This is a genomic window from Silvimonas soli, assembly GCF_030035605.1.
Taxonomy (GTDB): Bacteria; Pseudomonadota; Gammaproteobacteria; order Burkholderiales; family Chitinibacteraceae; genus Silvimonas; species Silvimonas soli.
Window position 1 is genome coordinate 2,437,486 of record NZ_CP106736.1, and the last position, 17,363, is coordinate 2,454,848.

The following is a 17,363-nucleotide window of genomic DNA, read 5'->3' on the forward strand; positions in this document are numbered from 1 at the left end:
GGCCATTGGCAGCGTTGGACCGGCCGGTTAGCCTTGGCAACGATGTTTTATGGCTACCAGCGCAGCTGCCGCTGGTTCCGTTTTCAACTGCTCAACGGATCTCTTCATGCCCCATTTAACACTGCGTGCCAGCCTGATAGCGGCGCTCACATTGCTCAGTCTCGGCCCGGTTCAGGCTGCACCAGTAACCCACTCACAGCCGGTTAAAGTCATGATCATTTCCATGTTCGGGCCGGAAGGGCAGGTCTGGCGGGATCACCTCAAGTTCAATCGCAAAGTGGCCGTGCCCGGTTTGTCGCCCGACTACCCGGCGGTGAGTTGCACTGCCGACGGTATTTGCCTGATGACGACCGGCATGGGCCACGCCAACGCGGCGGCATCCGTGTCTGCACTGGTTTGGTCACGCCAGTTTGATCTGCGCAAAACGTATTTCCTGATCGCCGGGATCGCCGGTATCGATCCACAGCAAGGCACGGTGGGTTCTGCCGCATGGGCGCGCTATCTGGTGGATTTTGGCATTCAGTGGGAACTGGATGCGCGGGAAATCCCGGCGGGCTGGAAAACCGGTTATCTGGGCATCAACACCAAGAGCCCGGATGAAAAACCGCCGCTGGATTACCGCACCGAAGTCTTTCAACTGAACGAGTCGCTACTGCAACGGGCCGTGGCTTTATCCAAAGATGCCAAACTGGTCGACAGCAAAGAAGCCGCTGCCTTTCGCGCCCGCTACACCTACGCTCCGGCCAACCAGCCGCCTGCCGTTATCCAGTGTGACACGCTGGCTGGCGACACCTGGTTCTCTGGCACCAAACTGGGCGAGCGCGCTCGCGACTGGACCAAGCTGCTGACTGACGGCAAAGGCACTTATTGCACCACCCAGCAAGAAGACAACGCGACCTACGAAGCCCTCAAACGCGGCGCCTCCGCCGGTTTGACTGACCTGAACCGCGTCGCAGTATTGCGCACCGGCTCTGACTTTGACCGACCGCCAGAAGGCGTTTCGGATGCCGACAACCTGCTCAAGTATCAGGAACAAGGCGGCTTTGTGCCTGCCGTGCAAAACCTGTATCTGGCCGGATATCCGCTGGTCCAGTCCATCGTCAAGGATTGGGCGCAGTGGAAGGATGGGGTACCGGCGCAGTGACACGCGGTTGATTGCAGGGATGCAGCGAGACGGCACCGATACTGGTGAGATGTGCCGTCGCTGATTTACTGTTGCAGCTTATTGCCCGGCATAAAACACCAGGTAATCCATTTTGCGTTGCTCGTTCCAGTAATTGCTGTCGTGCCCGCCGGGGGCGATGTGGCGGCGTTGCCGTGAGCCGCCGTGGTGCAGAGCGCAAGTCTGCAGTGGCTGAAGATGACGACGGGCCGCGTCACGCACTTTTTTGTCTGTATCGTCCCGCTCTTGCGCATTCTGTTGCGATACGCGCCGTGAAGTCCCTCCTATCATGAGCGCAGTATTTCAATAATCCCGGAGACGCCCGATGACCCCGTCTGACTTGCCCACCTACGCCGACGTGCTGGCCGCCGCAGCGCGCATTGAAGGGCATGTGCATCGCACGCCGGTACTCACTTCCAGCCAGCTGGATGCCGAAGTGGGCGCGCAGGTGTTTTTCAAGTGCGAGAACCTGCAGCGCATGGGGGCGTTCAAGATTCGTGGCGCGTTCAACGCCTTGGCGCGGTTTGATAACGCGCAGCGGCGGGCCGGGGTGATCTGTTTTTCGTCGGGCAATCACGCGCAGGGCATTGCGCTGGCAGCAAAGCTGCTGGGTATTCCGGCCACTATCGTCATGCCGCAGGACGCTCCGGCGGTCAAAGTGGCGGCAACCCAAGGTTATGGCGGCAAAGTGGTGTTTTATGACCGCTATCGCGAAGACCGCGAGCAAATCTGCCGCGAGCTCGCGCGGATGCAAGGGCTAACGCTGATTCCACCGTTTGATCATCCGGATGTGATCGCCGGAGCGGGGACGGCGGTGAAGGAGTTGCTGGAAGAAACCGGGCCTCTGGACGCATTGTTTATTGGCATGGGTGGCGGCGGGGCGCTGGCGGGTTCAGCGCTGGCGGCGCGCGCGCTTGCACCTGCTTGCCAGATTTATGGCGTGGAGCCCGAGGCGGGCAACGATGGGCAGCAGTCATTGCGCGCCGGGCACATTGTGACGATCAAAACCCCAAACACCATTGCCGACGGTGCGCAGGTGCAGCAGCCGGGCGAAATTCCGTTTGCCATCATCCGCCGCGATGTCGCCGATATCCACACCGTGAGCGACGCGCAACTGATCGAAAGCATGCGCTTCTTTGCTACTCGCATGAAGTTGATGGTTGAACCGACCGGATGCCTGGGGCTGGCGGCGGTGCGGCAGTTCAAGTCGGCACTGGCCGGCCAGCGTGTTGGCGTGCTGATTACCGGCGGCAATATCGATCTCACCCGGTTTTGCAGTTTGCTGGCAGAGCCGGCCTGACCTTGTAGCTCGGAGCGAGTGCTTATCAGAATCTGCTGATAATTATCAATGAATCAATATGATTGATATTTATCAATAATCAGGAAACATTGTTTCAACGAATCTGTAGTTTTTCTACGTAATTTAGCGGCATAAGATGGGCTCCAATGTCGAAACACAAACGACAGCCAAACCTAAACTCTGGAGAACCATCATGAACAAGTTTGCTGCTTCTTTCGTATTTGCTGTTGTTGCCGCCGGTGCTGCTTTCTCTGCTCAAGCTGCAGATAGTGACAATGTCGCCCAACGTGCCCAACGTGTTGAACAACCGGCATGGCAACGTGCTGCCAACGCACCGCAGAATTTTGCTGCGCAAATCAACCAACAACCTGGCCGCGCCCAATTTGCTTTCCGCGCTGTCACTCCAGCAACTGACACTGCCAACGTACCGGCATGGGAACGTGCTGCTGCTGCTCCCCAAAACTACGCTGCGCAAATCAACGCCCAACCAGGCCGCGTTGCCAGCAACTAAGCCAATCGTCTCAAGGCTGTGATGTGAATGAAAAGCCCGCTTGCGCGGGCTTTTTTGTGTCTGTTGCAAGCCGGAACGCCGATCAGCGCATGGCCGCGCCGGGCATACTGGCGCAACAAGCGGATTGCTTTATCGGCTGTGTTGCGCGGATTATGTCGCGTTATCGACATAGCTTCTGGAGCGCGTCACCGATGGCTGGTTCTTCTTCTACGCTGGCGCAGTCCGCCGATACCAACCTGATCGAACCGGCGCGTTGCAGCTGGTGCGGGGCCTCGGCGCAGTACCAGCATTATCACGATAACGAATGGGGTTTTCCGGTCGATGATGACCGGCGACTGTTCGAGAAGGTCTGTCTGGAGGGTTTTCAGTCGGGCCTGAGCTGGATCACCATCTTGCGCAAGCGCGAAGCTTTTCGTGCAGCGTTCGCCAATTTCCAGATCGAACAGATTGCGCGTTTTGATGACGCTGATATCCAGCGCTTGCTGGCCGACGCGGGCATTGTGCGGCATCGGGGCAAGATTGAAGCCACCATCAACAATGCGCGTTGCGCGCTCAAATTGCTGGAAACCGAAAACTCGCTGGCCGCTTATTTCTGGCGCTTTGAGCCTCATCCCGCCAGCCGTCCCGAGCTGGTCACGCCGGATTACCTGCGCACGATGACCACATCACCCGAATCAAATGCACTGAGCCGTGATCTGAAAAAGCGCGGCTGGCGCTTTGTCGGGCCCACCACCATGTACGCCTTGATGCAGGCCATGGGTCTGGTGAATGATCATCAGGAAGGCTGCATCACCCGGCAGCAGGTTATCAGCGCGCGTGCTACGTTTGTCGTTCCGCAATAGACCACGTCTTCTCACTGGTGCCAGCCGCCAGTGGGTAACGGCGGTGTGAGCTATCTCATTGTTGCCAAAACGAAATTGCTGCGACGCGAAATGGCTGCGGTTTGATCCCTATAATGGCGTGTCATTCAACCAGGAATAAGTCATGTCCATTTCGCTGTACGCCGCATCCGTGCCTGTTTTCAAACAAATGCTGGGTAGCCTGAACGACATTCTGGCCAAGGCCGAAGCCCACGCTACGGCAAAAAATATTGACCCGCTCGTACTGCTGCAGTCGCGATTGTTCCCGGACATGTTTGCACTGTCCAAACAAGTGCAGATCGCCAGCGATTTTGCCAAGGGTGTATCCGCTCGCCTGGCGAATGTTGAAGTGCCGGCGTACGAAGACACCGAACAAACCTTCGCCGAGCTGCAAGCGCGCGTGGCAAAGACGCTGGCGTTTGTCAGCAGCATCGAGCCTTCGCTGTTTGAAGGCGGTGAAACTCGCGAGATCGTCTTGCGCCCGGGCACACCGAAAGAGAAGAAATTCACTGGCCAGGCTTATTTGCTCAGTTACGGCCTGCCGCAGTTCTTCTTCCACGTCACCACTACCTACGACATTCTGCGCAGCAACGGCGTGGAACTGGGCAAGAAGGATTACATGGGCGCGGTTTGAGCCCATTGAGCCACCGGTCGGGTTATTGATCGGAGGCGAATGAGTATGTTGATTGCGGCGGGCCGATATCTGGCCCGCCGTAGTTTTGTCGGGCCAGGTTGTGGGTTATCAGACCTGAACCGACGGAATACTCTTCATACAACGCAACGCAAACATCGACCGGCTGTGGCGAATGCCGGAAATCCGGTACAGCTTTTCGCGTAAAAAGCGTTCATATCCTGCAGTGCCATCCACCGCCAGTTTGACCAAATAGTCATATTCGCCAGACACCAGGTGCGCTTCCAGCACCTCCGGCAATGCCGCCAGTTCTTCGCCAAACCGCGCCAGCGCGGTGTCTTCGTGACTGTCCAGGGTGATTTCCACCAGCACGATATCGGCAAAGCCCATTTTCTTCTGATCGATCAGCGCCACGTAGCCACGGATATAACCCTCCGCCTCCAGTTGGCGCGTGCGGTTCCAGCAGGCGGTGCTGGACATGCCTACCAGTTCAGCCAACTCGGTATTACTTAGCCGGGCGTTCTTTTGCAGCTCTCGCAGAATCTTGCGGTCGTGCTGGTCGAGTGAATGATTTCGAGCGTTCATATCCACCTTCAGAAGAATCTAAATATTATTCATTAATATGAAGAATATTCTTCCAGATTTTTGGTGAAGGCAAGCCAAATCAAAAAGCCTGTTCCGTGCCGCTGACGGTATATTTTTCTGACTGTCATGCCCGGGCAATCCTGCAGATCATCATGTCTGTTGCGAGTGTCCCCTCCCGCCACCAGCGCGGATCGGGTGTCATGCTCGCCTTACCATGGCGGGTCAGAGTGAACGTCGGCCAACTCACTGCCAGGCGCAACACTCACGGGATGATGGAACCCGCCGCTCTGCGCCTTTTTGGCGACAGTGAGCGCTGCGCTGGGGTGTAAGTACGTGGTGGCAATTTCGCAAATGCGACATCTAATTGCCAAAGTCGACCAGCGACGGGCACCAGACAATGACTTTGTTTGTTGCAATCAACTATTTATCTGATTGATTCCAATACGTTTGTTGCCAATTTCCCGGCCGTTTTTGCACGGCAGCATCGACCCGCCTTTCGGGCTATCCGCAATTGTCGTCATTCCGGTTTGCTGAAACCATCAATCCACATGCTGTCTGACCTGACATCGCAACGTGATTGTCAGACGGCTTTGCCCTCTCGGCGTTCTGGATCGCTCGGGATTGCCCGGGTTTCACCCCACGGAGACAACATGAAGAAACTGACCCTTGCAGTGGTACTGGGCCTGGCCATGGCCGGTGCTTGTGCCAAAGACTGGACCACCATCCGTTTTGGTGTGGATGCCAGCTACGCGCCATTTGAATCGAAACAGGCCGATGGCAGCCTGATCGGCTTTGATATCGACCTGGGCAAAGCAGTCTGTGAAAAGCTCAAAGCCAAATGCGTGTTTATTGAAAACGACTTTGACGGCATGATTCCTGGCCTGCAAGCGCGCAAATTTGACGGCATCTTGTCGTCGATGTCAGTGACAGAAAAGCGCCAGCAAGTCATTGCTTTCTCCGACAAGCTCTTCAATGCGCCAGTACGCATGGTGGCGAAAAAGGGTTCGACCCTGCAGCCCAAGCCCGAAGCACTGGCTGGCAAACGCATTGGTGTTGAACAAGCCACTACCGCTGAAACCTATGCCAAAGCCTATTGGGAACCCAAGGGCGTGACCGTGGTGCCGTACCAGAACCAGGAACTGGTGCTGGCTGATCTGGTAGCAGGCCGTCTGGACGCGACCTTGCAAGATGCGGTGCAGGCTGACGTCGGCTTTCTGAAAACACCACGCGGCGCCGGTTTTGCCTTCGCTGGCCCAAATCTGGAAGATCCGAAAACCATCGGCAACGGCACCGCGATCGGTCTGCGTAAAGAAGATACTGACCTGCGCGAGCAGATCAACAAGGCACTGGGCGAGATCCACAAAGACGGCACTTACAAGCGTCTGGCCGCCAAGTACTTCAGCTTTGATATCTACAACTGAGCATCACACATAGGCTGACAAAGCGTCGGGTTTGATGCGTGCGGGCCGCTGGTTTACGCCAGTGGCCCGTTACTGTTTCGCGTCTGGTTCAGACCCGCCCCGACGAATGCTTCGCTGCTTTTGCCAATGTCATCCGCCACTCGTATTGCTCTGGTGTTGCTATCGCCATGCTCCATGCTGGCGTTGGGCGCGGCTGCCCAGGTGTTTGCGCTGGCCAACCGCCTGGCTGGCAAAACGCTGTACGAGGTGAGTTTCTTGTCGCGAGATGGTCAGGCGCTGACGCTGACCGAGGGAGTCGACTTTCCCGTCAGCGGCAACTTGAGCCAGGTTCGGCCGGGCGATCATGTCTTGCTGCTCAGTGATGGCATCGAGCGCTTTGCCGATGCCCGCCTGTTCTGCGCAGAACTGGCGCGGCTGGCGCCACATCTGCCGCTCATCGCAGGCTTGGGTACCGCCGCCTGGTGGCTGGCCAGCGCCGGTTTGCTCGATGGCTATCGCGCCACCATTCAGTGGCAACATGCGGTGCCCTTTGCCGAACGTTTCCCTGCCGTTTTACTCAGTCAGCATGTATTTGAACTGGATCGCCAGCGGTTTACCTGTGGCGGTGGTGCCGCGCTGCTTGATGGTCTGCTGACCCTGATTGGCCGCCAGCATGGGAATGCCCTGATTGAAGATATCGCTGGCGCCTTGTGCATGGAGCGCATCCGCCCCAACGAGGCGCGCCAGCGCGTGCCACTGATGGTGCGATTGGGCGAGAAGCAACCGCGTGTGACCGAAGCGGTCATGCTGATGGAAGCCAATCTGGAAGAACCGCTGACCACCGACGAACTCGCCCGCCTCACCGGCCAGTCGCGCCGCCAGCTGGAGCGCTTGTTCAAACAGCATCTGGATATGGCGCCTACCCGTTATTACCTGCAATTGCGGCTGGAACACGCCCGTCATCTGCTGCGCACTACCGGTAAATCGATTATCCAGATCGGTCTGCTGTGCGGGTTCTCGTCCGGCGCGCATTTTTCTACGGTGTACCGCGGGCACTTCAATATGGCGCCACGCGAAGAACGGTTTGCTGGCAGTGCCCGCGCGCTTGCCATATCCACGCCAGAAGTTGGCTGATCTGTCTCAAACAGGCAGTTAGTTGTCGCTCTTGGGAAATATCTCCTGGCCCGCCCACTCTAGAATGGGCTCTCCCTAATGCCTGTGTCCTGGAGTTCGTATGTCCAACGCCCCTGTAAACCGCCAGACTTTTGACGAAGTAATGGTGCCCAACTACGCACCTGCTGCGTTCATCCCGGTTTCTGGTCAAGGCTCGCGCCTGAAGGATCAGGATGGCAAGGAATACATCGATTTTGCCTGCGGCATCGCCGTGACCAGCTTGGGTCATTCGCATCCGGAACTGACTGCCGTGCTGCACGAACAGGTTGATCGCCTCTGGCATCTAAGCAATACATTCACCAATGAGCCCGCACTGCGCCTGGCGCGGCGTCTGACCGAAACCACCTTTGCCGAGCGCGTGTTCTTCTGTAACTCTGGCGCTGAAGCTAACGAAGCGGCGCTCAAGCTGGCACGCCGTTATGCCGCCACCCAGAACGCCGACAAAACGCAGATTGTGTCGTGCAAACAGGCTTTCCATGGCCGCACGCTGTTTACAGTGTCGGTCGGCGGTCAGCCCAAATACACCGAAGGCTTTGGCCCGCTGCCAGGCAACCTGGCACATATCCCTTTCAATGATATCGCCGCCGCTGAAGCCACCATTCACTGGGGCACTTGTGCGGTGATCGTCGAGCCGGTGCAGGGCGAGGGCGGCGTAATGCCGGCCAACAAGGCGTACCTGCAAAAACTACGTGAACTGTGCGACAAGCACGGCGCGCTGCTGATTTTTGATGAAGTGCAGATCGGCGTTGGTCGCTCTGGCTCCCTGTTCTCGTATATGGAATACGGCGTTACGCCAGACATTCTGACCTCGGCCAAAGCGCTGGGTAACGGCATGCCGATTGGCGCAATGCTCACCACCAGCAAAATCGCCGCATCGTTTGTGGTGGGCACGCACGGTTCCACCTATGGCGGCAATCCGCTGGTGTGCGCGGTGGCCGACAAGGTGATCGAATTGGTCAGCAAGCCAGAAACGCTGGCTGGCGTGAAGCAACGTCACGACTGGCTGGTCGATGGCCTGAAGGCAATCAATGCCAAATATCATATTTTCGAAGACATTCGCGGCCAGGGCTTGCTGATCGGCGCAGAACTGGTGCCAGCGTTGCATGGCAAATCCAAGGACTTTGTTAATGCAGCCGCGCGGCACGGCCTGGTGGCGCTGGTCGCGGGCGTGAATGTAGTGCGTCTGGCACCGTCGCTGATTATTTCGCAGGCTGATCTGGTTGAAGGCCTGCAACGTTTTGAAGCTGCCGTGGCCGAGCTGACTCAGCAGGTTAAAACTGCGCAACCGGCGTGATTGCTGGTGTAGGGCGGGTGCAACCCGCCGCGATCCGCTAACCCGGACTCCTGCTTTGCTCCATCCAGGCTACAAAGAGGCTGGCCATGGCAAACGGCGGGTTGCACCCGCCCTACGTGCCATGCCTGGTGAGTCCCCGGCCTGGCACTACAATCAAAACATAAACATAAATAGAACTAGATCAATCCACTGGAGCCACCCCGCCATGTTGTTTGTTCGACCGAGCAAGCTGTCCGATCTGGACCAGCTGGAGCGCATGGCCCGCGCCACTGGCCCTATCCTGCATTCGTTGCCGCCAGATCGCGCCCGCCTGCAAAAAGCCGTACGCCACTCGATTGATTCGCTGGCGGGTGAGGTCGAATATCCGGGCGAAGAAAGTTATATGTTTGTGCTGGAAGACTCCGACACCGGCATGTTGCATGGCACTGCCAGTCTGGTGGCGCTGGAAGGATTTTCCGAGCCGTTTTATGTGTTCCGCAACGAGGTCGTGGTGCATGCCTCACGCGCACTCAAGGTCAATCACCGTGTTCACGCGCTGGTGATGTCCCACGAAATGACAGGCCGCACGCGCCTGACCGGGTTTTATGTTGATCAATTCGCCCAGCAGCAAGGCTCGCTGGCGGCGCATTTGTTGTCACGCGCGCGGATCATGTTTGCCGCGCAGCATCGCCAGCGCTTTACCAGCGACATCTTTGCCGTGCTGCCTGGCGTAACCGACGCCGCTGGTCATTCGCCATTCTGGGAAGGCGTCGGCCACAAGTTCTTCAAACGCGATTTCCGGCAGATGGAGATCGAATCCGGTGGTCGCAGCCGTACCTTTATTGCCGAGATGATGCCGGTTGATCCGCTCTATGTGCCGCTGTTGTCAGAAGACGCGCAACGCGTAATGGGCGAGCCACATACCGACGTGCTGCCCAATTACGAATGCCATCTGGCTGAAGGGCTGGAGCCGGACAAATTTGTCGATATTTTCGATGCCGGGCCGGTGCTGACTGGCGCGCTTGATGTTTGTCATTCGGTGCGCTTCAGTACGGTTCATCGTGCAGTGCGCGGCCAGCCCGCTGCGGCGGATACGCCGTGGCTGGTCAGCAATCTGCTGACCGAAGGATTTCGCTGTGTGGTGGTGATGTTGCCAACGCCACTCACTGCGCCCGTGGTGTTGCCGCAGGTCGCCGCCGACATGCTGGAAATCAACGACGGTGACGCCATCCGTTGCGTGCCGCTGTTTACGCCGTCAGGTGCGGGAGAAATGCAATGATCGTCATGCGACTTTGCCGCCCCACTGACCTGGATGCACTGCTGGCGCTGGCCCACAAAGCCGGCCCCGGCATGACCACGCTCAAACCGGATCGTGAAGTGCAATCGGCGCGGCTGGACCGCGTGCAGCGCACCGTCGAAGGCACCGCGCCGCTGGCCGACCAGGGCTATCTATTCATGATGGAAGACACTGCCACCGGCCAGGCCGTGGGCGTGTGTGGGCTGGAAGTCGCTGTCGGCCTGGAGCAGCCGTTTTACACCTATCGCATGGATACGTTTGTGCACGCCAGCCGCGAAATGGGCTTGTACACGCGCATGGACAAGCTGCACATGTCGCACGGTCTGACCGGTTATTCGGAACTGTGCACGCTGTTTCTGGACCCGGCTTTTCGCTTGCCCGGCAACGGCGCGTTGTTGTCCAAATCCCGCTTCATGTTCCTGGCGCAGTTTCCGCAACGTTTTTCTGAACACTTGTGTGCCGAAATGCGCGGCCATTTTGACGAGAACGGCGAATCGCCATTCTGGCGGGCGTTGGGCGCACACTTTTATCGCATCGGTTTCAACGAGGCCGATCAACTGGTGGCGATGGGGAAAAAGGCTTTCCTGGCCGAACTGATGCCGCGCTATCCGGTGTACGTAGATTTTCTGCCGGATGACGCCCGCGCCTGTATCGGCAAAACCCACGCCGACACCGAACCAGCGCGCCGTTTGCTGGAAAGCGAAGGCCTGCGGGCCGAGCAGCATATCGACATCTTTGAGGGCGGTCCGGTGCTGGAAGCCCGGGTGGATAGCTTGCGGGTGATGCACGACAGCGTGCTGGTGCAAGTGGCGGTGGTCGATACGCCGCCCGCGATCATTGAAGGCAGCCCGCGTTATCTGGTTGCCAATGGTGAACTCGCCGAATTCCGGGTGATTCTGGTTAACACAGCGCCGCAAGATGGCTTACTGCAACTGGATCACGAGCAAGCTCAGGCGCTGCGTGTGACCAATGGCAGCACCGTGCGGGCCATGACGTTGAACTCGAGCAGTACGTAGGGTTTGCACGCTGGCGTGCGAACGCGTTCAGGAGTCTGCAGCGGTGCGCATGAATGCACACCCTACATGGTTAAACCAGATTGTTAGGGGCATTTGATTTTGCATGGCAGGGCAACCTGCCACTTCACTACCGTCTCATGTAACTGTTTTTGAGGACCAGGCAATGACCAACCCAGCCGCTTTCGCAACCAGCCAGCTCTGGCAACTGCTATCCGCCACCATTGGTGAGCCCGCAACCGCCGAACTGTTCAACATGATCACCGTCGACGCTGTGCTGCTGACTCCGGCGGTTGACAGCGTGCCGCGCGTGCTGATCGCGCAAGCCATGAACATGCAGCTCTTTGCCAAAAATCTGGCCGCGGTGCCGGAAGGCAAAGCCTACGTGGCAGAAAAGCTCGCGGCGGGTGGCAAAGTGGTCTTTGATCACGGTGCGCTGCGTACGGTAGCTGCCGCCAACACTGGCTCGCTGCCGGTGGGCGAACTGGCTTTCAAACGTATCCTGGAACCGCTGGGTTTCGCCGTTGCCGGCTTGTATCCGCTGCCACGCCTGAAAATGACCGGCCGAGCTTATTGCCATGTGGACGCGCCGGAATCTGTGGCGCAGTTCTTTGTGTCCGAACTGCACGTCGATCAATTCTCTCCTGCGTTTGCCGCTGCCGTGGATGAGGTCGTATCCAGCTCGCAAGACCCGTTGTCTGGCCGTCATCTGGCTTTGCTGGAACAACTGGGCCGCACTGGCGTGCTGAGCTTTCCCGGCGCGGTTGAATTGCTGCCGGCGCTGGTCGACAGCTTTGGCGTGCATCACGCTACGCCAAGCCTGGCGGCCTACGAAATACTTTTGGCCGAATCCGCCGAAATGGCGTGGATTGCCACCGAGGGCAACAGCTTTAATCATGCCACCGATCGCGTGGAGGATGTATTTGCCGTGGCCGATGCTTTACGCGCCAAGGGGTTGCCGATCAAAGACAAGGTAGAAGTCTCCAGCGCCGGGTCTGTACGCCAGACCGCGTTCAAAGCAACGATGGTGGAGCGGACCTTTAAAGCTGTTGATGGCTCGCTGGTGAAGCGGGTAGTGCCGGGGTCGTTTTATGAATTCATCTCGCGGGATGTGATTGTTGATGCTGAGACGGGCGGGCAGAAGCTGGATTTGCGGTTTGATAGCGGCAATGCGCAGGGGATTTTCAAGATGACCGCGGCGGCATGTTGAGGCGTTGTTCGTTGGATGGGTTCGGCGCGGTGGTTTTGTAGCCCGGATGGAGCCGGAGGCGGGAATCCGGGGTGGCAATGTTTCAATTAAGTGCCGATGTTGAACGTCTGTTTGTTAAGTGCCTTCGGCACGGGTGTTTAAAGGCGTTTGATAGGTAAACACCGTGCCGCAGGCACTCAAGCTTTTGCCAAGAGGCCCAGACGAAGAAGCCCCAAACCATAATCCGGTCTACGGTTCAGCCACAACGTGGCAATATGATTCGATTAACGACCAACGTACTTTCGTCCTGCCCAACACCACCGGCTGGTGCTCCCTCCTCCCTTGGAATAGCGCCCCTTATGAGAGCCCCAATGATCCCCCGTCTCGCCAACCGCCCAATTGCCAATTCGCTCTACCTGGATTTCGTAGCCGAGCTGGGCGTGCGTGGGTTCGAGGGGGAGTTGAGCGCCAGTTATGCCGATCGCACGGTGCAAGCCACCGACAACTCCATCTACCAGGTCTGGCCGCAGGTGGTGGTCACGCCCAAACATACCGATGACCTGATCCGCCTGGTCAAACTGTTGGGTGAGCCACGCTTTCAAAAGCTGGTGATCAGCCCGCGCGGTGGCGGTACCGGCACCAACGGGCAGTCGCTCACCGATGGCGTGGTGGTGGATGTGTCGCGCCATATGAACCGCATTCTGGAAATCAACGCCGCCGAGCGCTGGGTGCGGGTTGAGGCGGGCGTGGTCAAAGACCAGCTCAACGCCGCGCTCAAACCGCACGGATTGTTTTTTGCGCCGGAATTATCCACCTCTAACCGCGCCACCATCGGCGGCATGGTCAATACCGATGCCAGCGGTCAGGGCTCATGCCTGTATGGCAAAACGCGCGATCATGTGCTGGCGCTGGATACCGTGTTGCTGGATGGCACGCTGTGGCGTTCCGCCCCACTCAACGATGCTGAGCTGGCCGTGGCCAAACAGCGCACCGACAAGGTGGGCGAGATCCACCGGCTGCTGGATGATATCCAGCACACCCACGCCGAGCTGATCCGCGAGCGCTTTCCCAAACTCAATCGTTGTCTCACTGGCTACGATCTGGCGCATATCCGTAATGCCGAGGGTTTGTTCGATCTGAACGCGATCCTGTGCGGAGCCGAGGGCACGCTGGGGCTGGTCACTGAAATCAAACTCAATGTGCTGCCCATCCCCAAATTCAGCGCCTTGGTGAATGTGCGTTACACCAGTTTTGATGCGGCCTTGCGCGATGCATCGGCGCTGATGGCGCTGGGGTCATCGTCGATTGAAACGGTGGATTCCAAAGTACTGGGGCTGGCGCGGCAGGACATCGTCTGGCACGGCGTGAGCGAGTTTTTCCCGGACGATGATGTACCCGCGCTGGGCGTTAATCTGGTCGAATTTATCGCCGACGACCAAACTGCATTGCAAGCCAAACTGGCCGAAGTGACCGGCATTTTGCAGCGCGATGGCCGCCAGCATGGCCGTTGCGGCCATACCGTGGCGTTGGGTGATGCGGCGGTCGGGCGGCTGTGGGGCATGCGCAAGAAGTCGGTCGGCTTGCTGGCCAATATGCAGGGCGATAAACGTCCGATCCCGTTTGTGGAAGACACCGCCGTGCCGCCAGAAAACCTGGCCGATTACATCGCCGAGTTCCGCGCGCTGCTCGATAGCCACGGCGTCATCTACGGCATGTTCGGGCATGTCGATGCCGGCGTGCTGCACGTGCGCCCAGCGCTGGATATGAAAGACCCGGAACAGGAAAAACTGATCCGTACCATTAGCGATGGCGTGGTGGCGCTGACCCGCAAATATCACGGCCTGCTGTGGGGCGAGCACGGTAAAGGCGTGCGCTCGGAATACGCGCCGGAGTTCTTCGGCCCGTTGTATCCGGTGCTGCAACAGATCAAGGCGGTGTTCGATCCACATAACCAGCTCAATCCCGGCAAAATCGCTGCGCCGCCGGGGCAGGAATTGTGGAAGATTGATGCCGTGCCCACACGCGGCCAGCATGACCGGGTGATCCCCATCGCCGTGCGGAAAAACTATGATGAGGCAATGCATTGCAACGGCAACGGCGCCTGCTTCAATTTTGATCCGGACGACGCCATGTGCCCTTCCTACAAAGGCACGCGCGACCGGCGGCATTCGCCCAAGGGGCGAGCTTCGCTAATGCGTGAATGGCTGCGGCAAATGACGCTGGCCGGGGTCGATCCGCTGCAGGAAACCACGGCGTTACGCCAGCATGATGGTTGGTCGAATCTGCTGGGGCGGCTCAGGAACACACTGCGTAAACGCCAGGGGCAGAGCGATTTCTCGCACGAAGTGATGGACGCCATGCAGGGTTGCCTGGCGTGTAAATCCTGTGTCGGGCAATGTCCGGTGAAAGTGGATGTGCCGGAGTTCCGTTCAAAATTTCTGGAACTGTATTACGGCCGTTATCTGCGCCCGGCCAAGGATTATCTGGTGGGCTCACTGGAAACCATGCTGCCGCTGGTGGCGCGCTGGCCCGCTCTGTACAACGGCGTAATCGGCAGTGGCGCCGGTAAAATGGTGATGCAGCGACTGGGCATGGTCCACAGCCCGGCGCTCAGTGGCGTTGATCTAGTCGCAGCGCTGCGTAAGCGCGGTTTTGCCATGGCCACACCGCAGGTTTTACAGACGCTGGATGAGGGCCGCCGCAGCCAGTCGGTGATCATCGTGCAAGACGCCTTCACCAGTTACTTCGAAACCGGTTTGGTGCTGGACCTGTTCGACTTGCTCAAGGCGCTGGGCTTCAACCCCTTGCTCGCACCATTCAAGGCCAACGGCAAACCGCTGCATGTACATGGTTTTCTGGGACGCTTTGGGCAGGTGGCCGCGCGTAATGCCGCCAGCTTGCGGGCGCTGGCCGCGACCGGGATTCCGTTGGTGGGGCTGGAACCCTCCATGACGCTGACCTACCGCGCCGAATACGCCAAAACGCTGGGCAAAGACGCCGCGCCGACGGTGCATCTGTTGCAAGAGTGGCTGGTGCGGCGGCTGGATCAACTACCACAAAACACGGTGGCGGCAGAGCGTAGCTACACTCTGCTGCCGCATTGCACTGAAAAAACCAATGCCCCCGCAGTATCCAGCGACTGGCAGAAGTTGTTTGCGCGTTTTGGCATCTCGCTCAAAACCCAGCCAGTGGGTTGCTGCGGTATGGCCGGAACATATGGTCACGAGGCCGAACATCGGCCAATGTCCGAACAGATCTACGGGTTGAGCTGGGCACCGGTGATTGCCGCCGCCGAGACGCCAGAAATGCTGCTGGCGACGGGGTATTCCTGCCGCTGCCAGGTGAAGCTGATTGATGGGGTGCAGTTGCGACACCCCTTGCAGGCGTTGTTGCAGGCGGTGCGAAGCGCATAGGGTGCAATACCCCAACGGGGGGCATTGCACCAATCAAAGCGGCCGGCGTGATCGCCATTATTGGCCCCTTTGAACGGTGGGTTACGCCGTTCCGGCTAACCCACCCTACATTGGCGATGCAGCCCGGGTGGGGCGGGTTGCATCCGCCCTATTAGAACAACACCCGGCAACGAATCGTCCCCGGAATGCTGCTGAGCTTCTTCAGCACGTCATCGGTGTATCCCGAATCGATATCGATCACCACGTAACCAATCTCGCTATTGGTTTGCAGGTACTGCGCGGCGATGTTGATCTGGCTGGCGGAAAACACGTTGTTCACCGCACTCATCACGCCTGGCACGTTCTGGTGCACGTGCAGCACGCGCCGTTTGCTGGCTTGCGCGGGCAGGGCGACTTCCGGGAAGTTGACCGACGACGTGGTGGTGCCGTTGTCGCTGTACTTGATGAGCTTTTCGGCCACTTCCACGCCAATATTGGCTTGCGCTTCTACCGTGGAACCGCCGATATGCGGGGTCAGAATCACGTTGTCGAATGCGCGTAGCGGTGAGGCGAATTCTTCGTGGTTGTCTTTCGGTTCTACCGGGAACACGTCAATGGCCGCACCGGCCAGATACTTTTTATCCAGCGCCGCTGCCAGTGCTTCGATATCCACCACCGTACCGCGAGCGGCATTGATCAGCACTGCACCGGGCTTCATGGCCGCAATCTGTTCCGCGCCCATCAGGTTCTTGGTAGAGGCTGTTTCCGGCACATGCAACGTGACGATGTCCGACTGGCCCAGCAAGGTATGCAGGCTGGCGATCTGCTGCGCATTACCCAGGGGCAATTTGGAGGCAGTGTCGTAGAACGATACGCGCATGCCCAGTGCCTCTGCCAACACGGACAATTGCGAGCCAATGGCGCCGTAGCCGATGATGCCCAGATGCTTGCCGCGCACTTCGTACGAAGCACTGGCCGATTTAATCCAGCCGCCACGATGGCAACTGGCGTTTTTCTCCGGCACGCCGCGCAGCAACAAGATGGCCTCGGCCAGCACCAGCTCTGCCACCGAACGGGTATTGGAATACGGCGCGTTGAACACCACCACGCCTTGGCCTAACGCCGCATGCAGATCAACCTGGTTGGTGCCGATGCAGAAACAACCCACAGCCACCAGTTTGCTGGCCTCGGCCAGTACATCGGGCGTGAGCTGGGTGCGCGAGCGGATGCCGACAAAATGCGCATCGGCAATCTTGCGTTTGAGCTCATCCGGTGCCAGCGCGCCAGGCAGTGCCTCGATATTGGAATAACCGGCGGCATGAAAGGCATCAATGGCGCTTTGGTGCACGCCTTCCAGCAACAGAATGCGGATCTTGTCTTTCTCGAGGGAGGTTTTGCTCATCGGGTATCACCTTGGTTTGGCAAAAAGTGCACTACACAGATTACAAGAATAGCTGTTTTGCGATGGACACGATCCGGCTAGCGCAAGTTGCAGACTCTGGATGTGGAATATTTTTGTGCGACTGCAGCAAAGTAGGAGTCCACTGACGCACAAGAGTTGCACGTCTGACAGACGC

Annotated in this window: 15 protein-coding genes; 12 read left to right on the forward strand and 3 right to left on the reverse strand. The window is 58.4% G+C overall.

The window, feature by feature from the left end; genetic code table 11:
- Positions 1 to 106: 106 nt before the first annotated feature.
- Positions 107 to 1,144: a purine-nucleoside phosphorylase gene (locus N7220_RS11270; protein WP_283147619.1), complete on the forward strand. Its 1,038-nt coding sequence runs from the start codon at positions 107 to 109 to the stop codon at positions 1,142 to 1,144.
- Positions 1,145 to 1,222: 78 nt separating this feature from the next.
- On the opposite strand, the gene N7220_RS11275 is transcribed toward N7220_RS11270, so the two are convergent.
- Positions 1,223 to 1,453, reverse strand: a complete 231-nt coding sequence (locus tag N7220_RS11275; protein WP_283147620.1) for a hypothetical protein — start codon at positions 1,451 to 1,453, stop codon at positions 1,223 to 1,225.
- A 34-nt stretch (positions 1,454 to 1,487) separates the two neighbouring features.
- Here N7220_RS11275 and N7220_RS11280 point away from each other — a divergent pair, with 34 nt between their 5' ends.
- The 4 genes from N7220_RS11280 to N7220_RS11295 all read left to right on the forward strand — a co-directional run bounded on the left by N7220_RS11280 (position 1,488) and on the right by N7220_RS11295 (position 4,467).
- Entirely contained in the window at positions 1,488 to 2,462 is a 975-nt protein-coding gene (locus tag N7220_RS11280; RefSeq protein WP_283147621.1) for a threo-3-hydroxy-L-aspartate ammonia-lyase, read from the forward strand.
- 193 nt (positions 2,463 to 2,655) lie between these two features.
- On the forward strand, positions 2,656 to 2,973 hold the full coding sequence (locus N7220_RS11285) for a hypothetical protein (protein ID WP_283147622.1): 318 nt from the start codon (positions 2,656 to 2,658) through the stop codon (positions 2,971 to 2,973).
- 191 nt (positions 2,974 to 3,164) lie between these two features.
- Positions 3,165 to 3,815: a DNA-3-methyladenine glycosylase I gene (locus tag N7220_RS11290; protein ID WP_283147623.1), complete on the forward strand. Its 651-nt coding sequence runs from the start codon at positions 3,165 to 3,167 to the stop codon at positions 3,813 to 3,815.
- 142 nt (positions 3,816 to 3,957) lie between these two features.
- Entirely contained in the window at positions 3,958 to 4,467 is a 510-nt protein-coding gene (locus N7220_RS11295) for a DUF1993 domain-containing protein (protein ID WP_283147624.1), read from the forward strand.
- A gap of 108 nt (positions 4,468 to 4,575) precedes the next feature.
- Here N7220_RS11295 and N7220_RS11300 read toward each other — a convergent pair whose 3' ends face one another.
- The gene (locus N7220_RS11300) at positions 4,576 to 5,049 is read right to left on the reverse strand and encodes an Lrp/AsnC family transcriptional regulator (RefSeq protein ID WP_283147625.1); all 474 of its coding nucleotides are present in this window, start codon (positions 5,047 to 5,049) and stop codon (positions 4,576 to 4,578) included.
- 650 nt (positions 5,050 to 5,699) lie between these two features.
- On the opposite strand from N7220_RS11300, the gene N7220_RS11305 reads away from it, so the two are divergent.
- The 7 genes from N7220_RS11305 to ydiJ all read left to right on the forward strand — a co-directional run bounded on the left by N7220_RS11305 (position 5,700) and on the right by ydiJ (position 15,807).
- Positions 5,700 to 6,470, forward strand: a complete 771-nt coding sequence (locus N7220_RS11305; RefSeq protein ID WP_283147626.1) for an ABC transporter substrate-binding protein — start codon at positions 5,700 to 5,702, stop codon at positions 6,468 to 6,470.
- A 126-nt stretch (positions 6,471 to 6,596) separates the two neighbouring features.
- Positions 6,597 to 7,583: a GlxA family transcriptional regulator gene (locus N7220_RS11310; protein ID WP_283147627.1), complete on the forward strand. Its 987-nt coding sequence runs from the start codon at positions 6,597 to 6,599 to the stop codon at positions 7,581 to 7,583.
- Positions 7,584 to 7,683: 100 nt separating this feature from the next.
- A complete protein-coding gene (locus tag N7220_RS11315; protein ID WP_283147628.1) occupies positions 7,684 to 8,916 on the forward strand; it encodes an aspartate aminotransferase family protein in 1,233 nt (410 codons plus the stop codon).
- A gap of 205 nt (positions 8,917 to 9,121) precedes the next feature.
- Complete coding sequence (locus tag N7220_RS11320; protein ID WP_283147629.1) at positions 9,122 to 10,174, forward strand: arginine N-succinyltransferase; 1,053 nt, start codon at positions 9,122 to 9,124, stop codon at positions 10,172 to 10,174.
- Positions 10,171 to 11,208 (forward strand): arginine N-succinyltransferase, encoded by a 1,038-nt coding sequence (astA, locus tag N7220_RS11325; protein ID WP_283147630.1) that lies wholly within the window; start codon positions 10,171 to 10,173, stop codon positions 11,206 to 11,208. The genes N7220_RS11320 and astA overlap by 4 nt, the downstream gene beginning before the upstream one ends.
- A 163-nt stretch (positions 11,209 to 11,371) precedes the next feature.
- The gene (locus tag N7220_RS11330; protein ID WP_283147631.1) at positions 11,372 to 12,415 is read left to right on the forward strand and encodes a DUF1338 domain-containing protein; all 1,044 of its coding nucleotides are present in this window, start codon (positions 11,372 to 11,374) and stop codon (positions 12,413 to 12,415) included.
- 350 nt (positions 12,416 to 12,765) lie between these two features.
- Positions 12,766 to 15,807, forward strand: coding sequence for a D-2-hydroxyglutarate dehydrogenase YdiJ (gene ydiJ / locus N7220_RS11335; RefSeq protein WP_283147632.1), 3,042 nt, complete (start codon positions 12,766 to 12,768; stop codon positions 15,805 to 15,807).
- Positions 15,808 to 15,958: 151 nt separating this feature from the next.
- Here ydiJ and serA read toward each other — a convergent pair whose 3' ends face one another.
- Positions 15,959 to 17,188 carry a phosphoglycerate dehydrogenase gene (gene serA, locus N7220_RS11340; protein WP_283147633.1) on the reverse strand — a complete coding sequence of 410 codons (1,230 nt, stop codon included), beginning with the start codon at positions 17,186 to 17,188 and terminating at the stop codon, positions 15,959 to 15,961.
- Positions 17,189 to 17,363: the final 175 nt, after the last annotated feature.

Excerpts from the sequence above, each read along its gene's own strand:
- astA (WP_283147630.1), top strand. The coding sequence starts at position 10,171 with ATGATCGTCATGCGACTTTGCCGCCCCACTGACCTGGATGCACTGCTG.
- N7220_RS11300 (WP_283147625.1), bottom strand. The coding sequence starts at position 5,049 with ATGAACGCTCGAAATCATTCACTCGACCAGCACGACCGCAAGATTCTG.
- N7220_RS11280 (WP_283147621.1), top strand. The coding sequence starts at position 1,488 with ATGACCCCGTCTGACTTGCCCACCTACGCCGACGTGCTGGCCGCCGCA.
- N7220_RS11305 (WP_283147626.1), top strand. The coding sequence starts at position 5,700 with ATGAAGAAACTGACCCTTGCAGTGGTACTGGGCCTGGCCATGGCCGGT.
- N7220_RS11310 (WP_283147627.1), top strand. The coding sequence starts at position 6,597 with ATGTCATCCGCCACTCGTATTGCTCTGGTGTTGCTATCGCCATGCTCC.
- N7220_RS11275 (WP_283147620.1), bottom strand. The coding sequence starts at position 1,453 with ATGATAGGAGGGACTTCACGGCGCGTATCGCAACAGAATGCGCAAGAG.
- N7220_RS11285 (WP_283147622.1), top strand. The coding sequence starts at position 2,656 with ATGAACAAGTTTGCTGCTTCTTTCGTATTTGCTGTTGTTGCCGCCGGT.
- N7220_RS11270 (WP_283147619.1), top strand. The coding sequence starts at position 107 with ATGCCCCATTTAACACTGCGTGCCAGCCTGATAGCGGCGCTCACATTG.
- ydiJ (WP_283147632.1), top strand. The coding sequence starts at position 12,766 with ATGATCCCCCGTCTCGCCAACCGCCCAATTGCCAATTCGCTCTACCTG.
- N7220_RS11330 (WP_283147631.1), top strand. The coding sequence starts at position 11,372 with ATGACCAACCCAGCCGCTTTCGCAACCAGCCAGCTCTGGCAACTGCTA.
- N7220_RS11320 (WP_283147629.1), top strand. The coding sequence starts at position 9,122 with ATGTTGTTTGTTCGACCGAGCAAGCTGTCCGATCTGGACCAGCTGGAG.
- N7220_RS11290 (WP_283147623.1), top strand. The coding sequence starts at position 3,165 with ATGGCTGGTTCTTCTTCTACGCTGGCGCAGTCCGCCGATACCAACCTG.
- serA (WP_283147633.1), bottom strand. The coding sequence starts at position 17,188 with ATGAGCAAAACCTCCCTCGAGAAAGACAAGATCCGCATTCTGTTGCTG.
- N7220_RS11315 (WP_283147628.1), top strand. The coding sequence starts at position 7,684 with ATGTCCAACGCCCCTGTAAACCGCCAGACTTTTGACGAAGTAATGGTG.
- N7220_RS11295 (WP_283147624.1), top strand. The coding sequence starts at position 3,958 with ATGTCCATTTCGCTGTACGCCGCATCCGTGCCTGTTTTCAAACAAATG.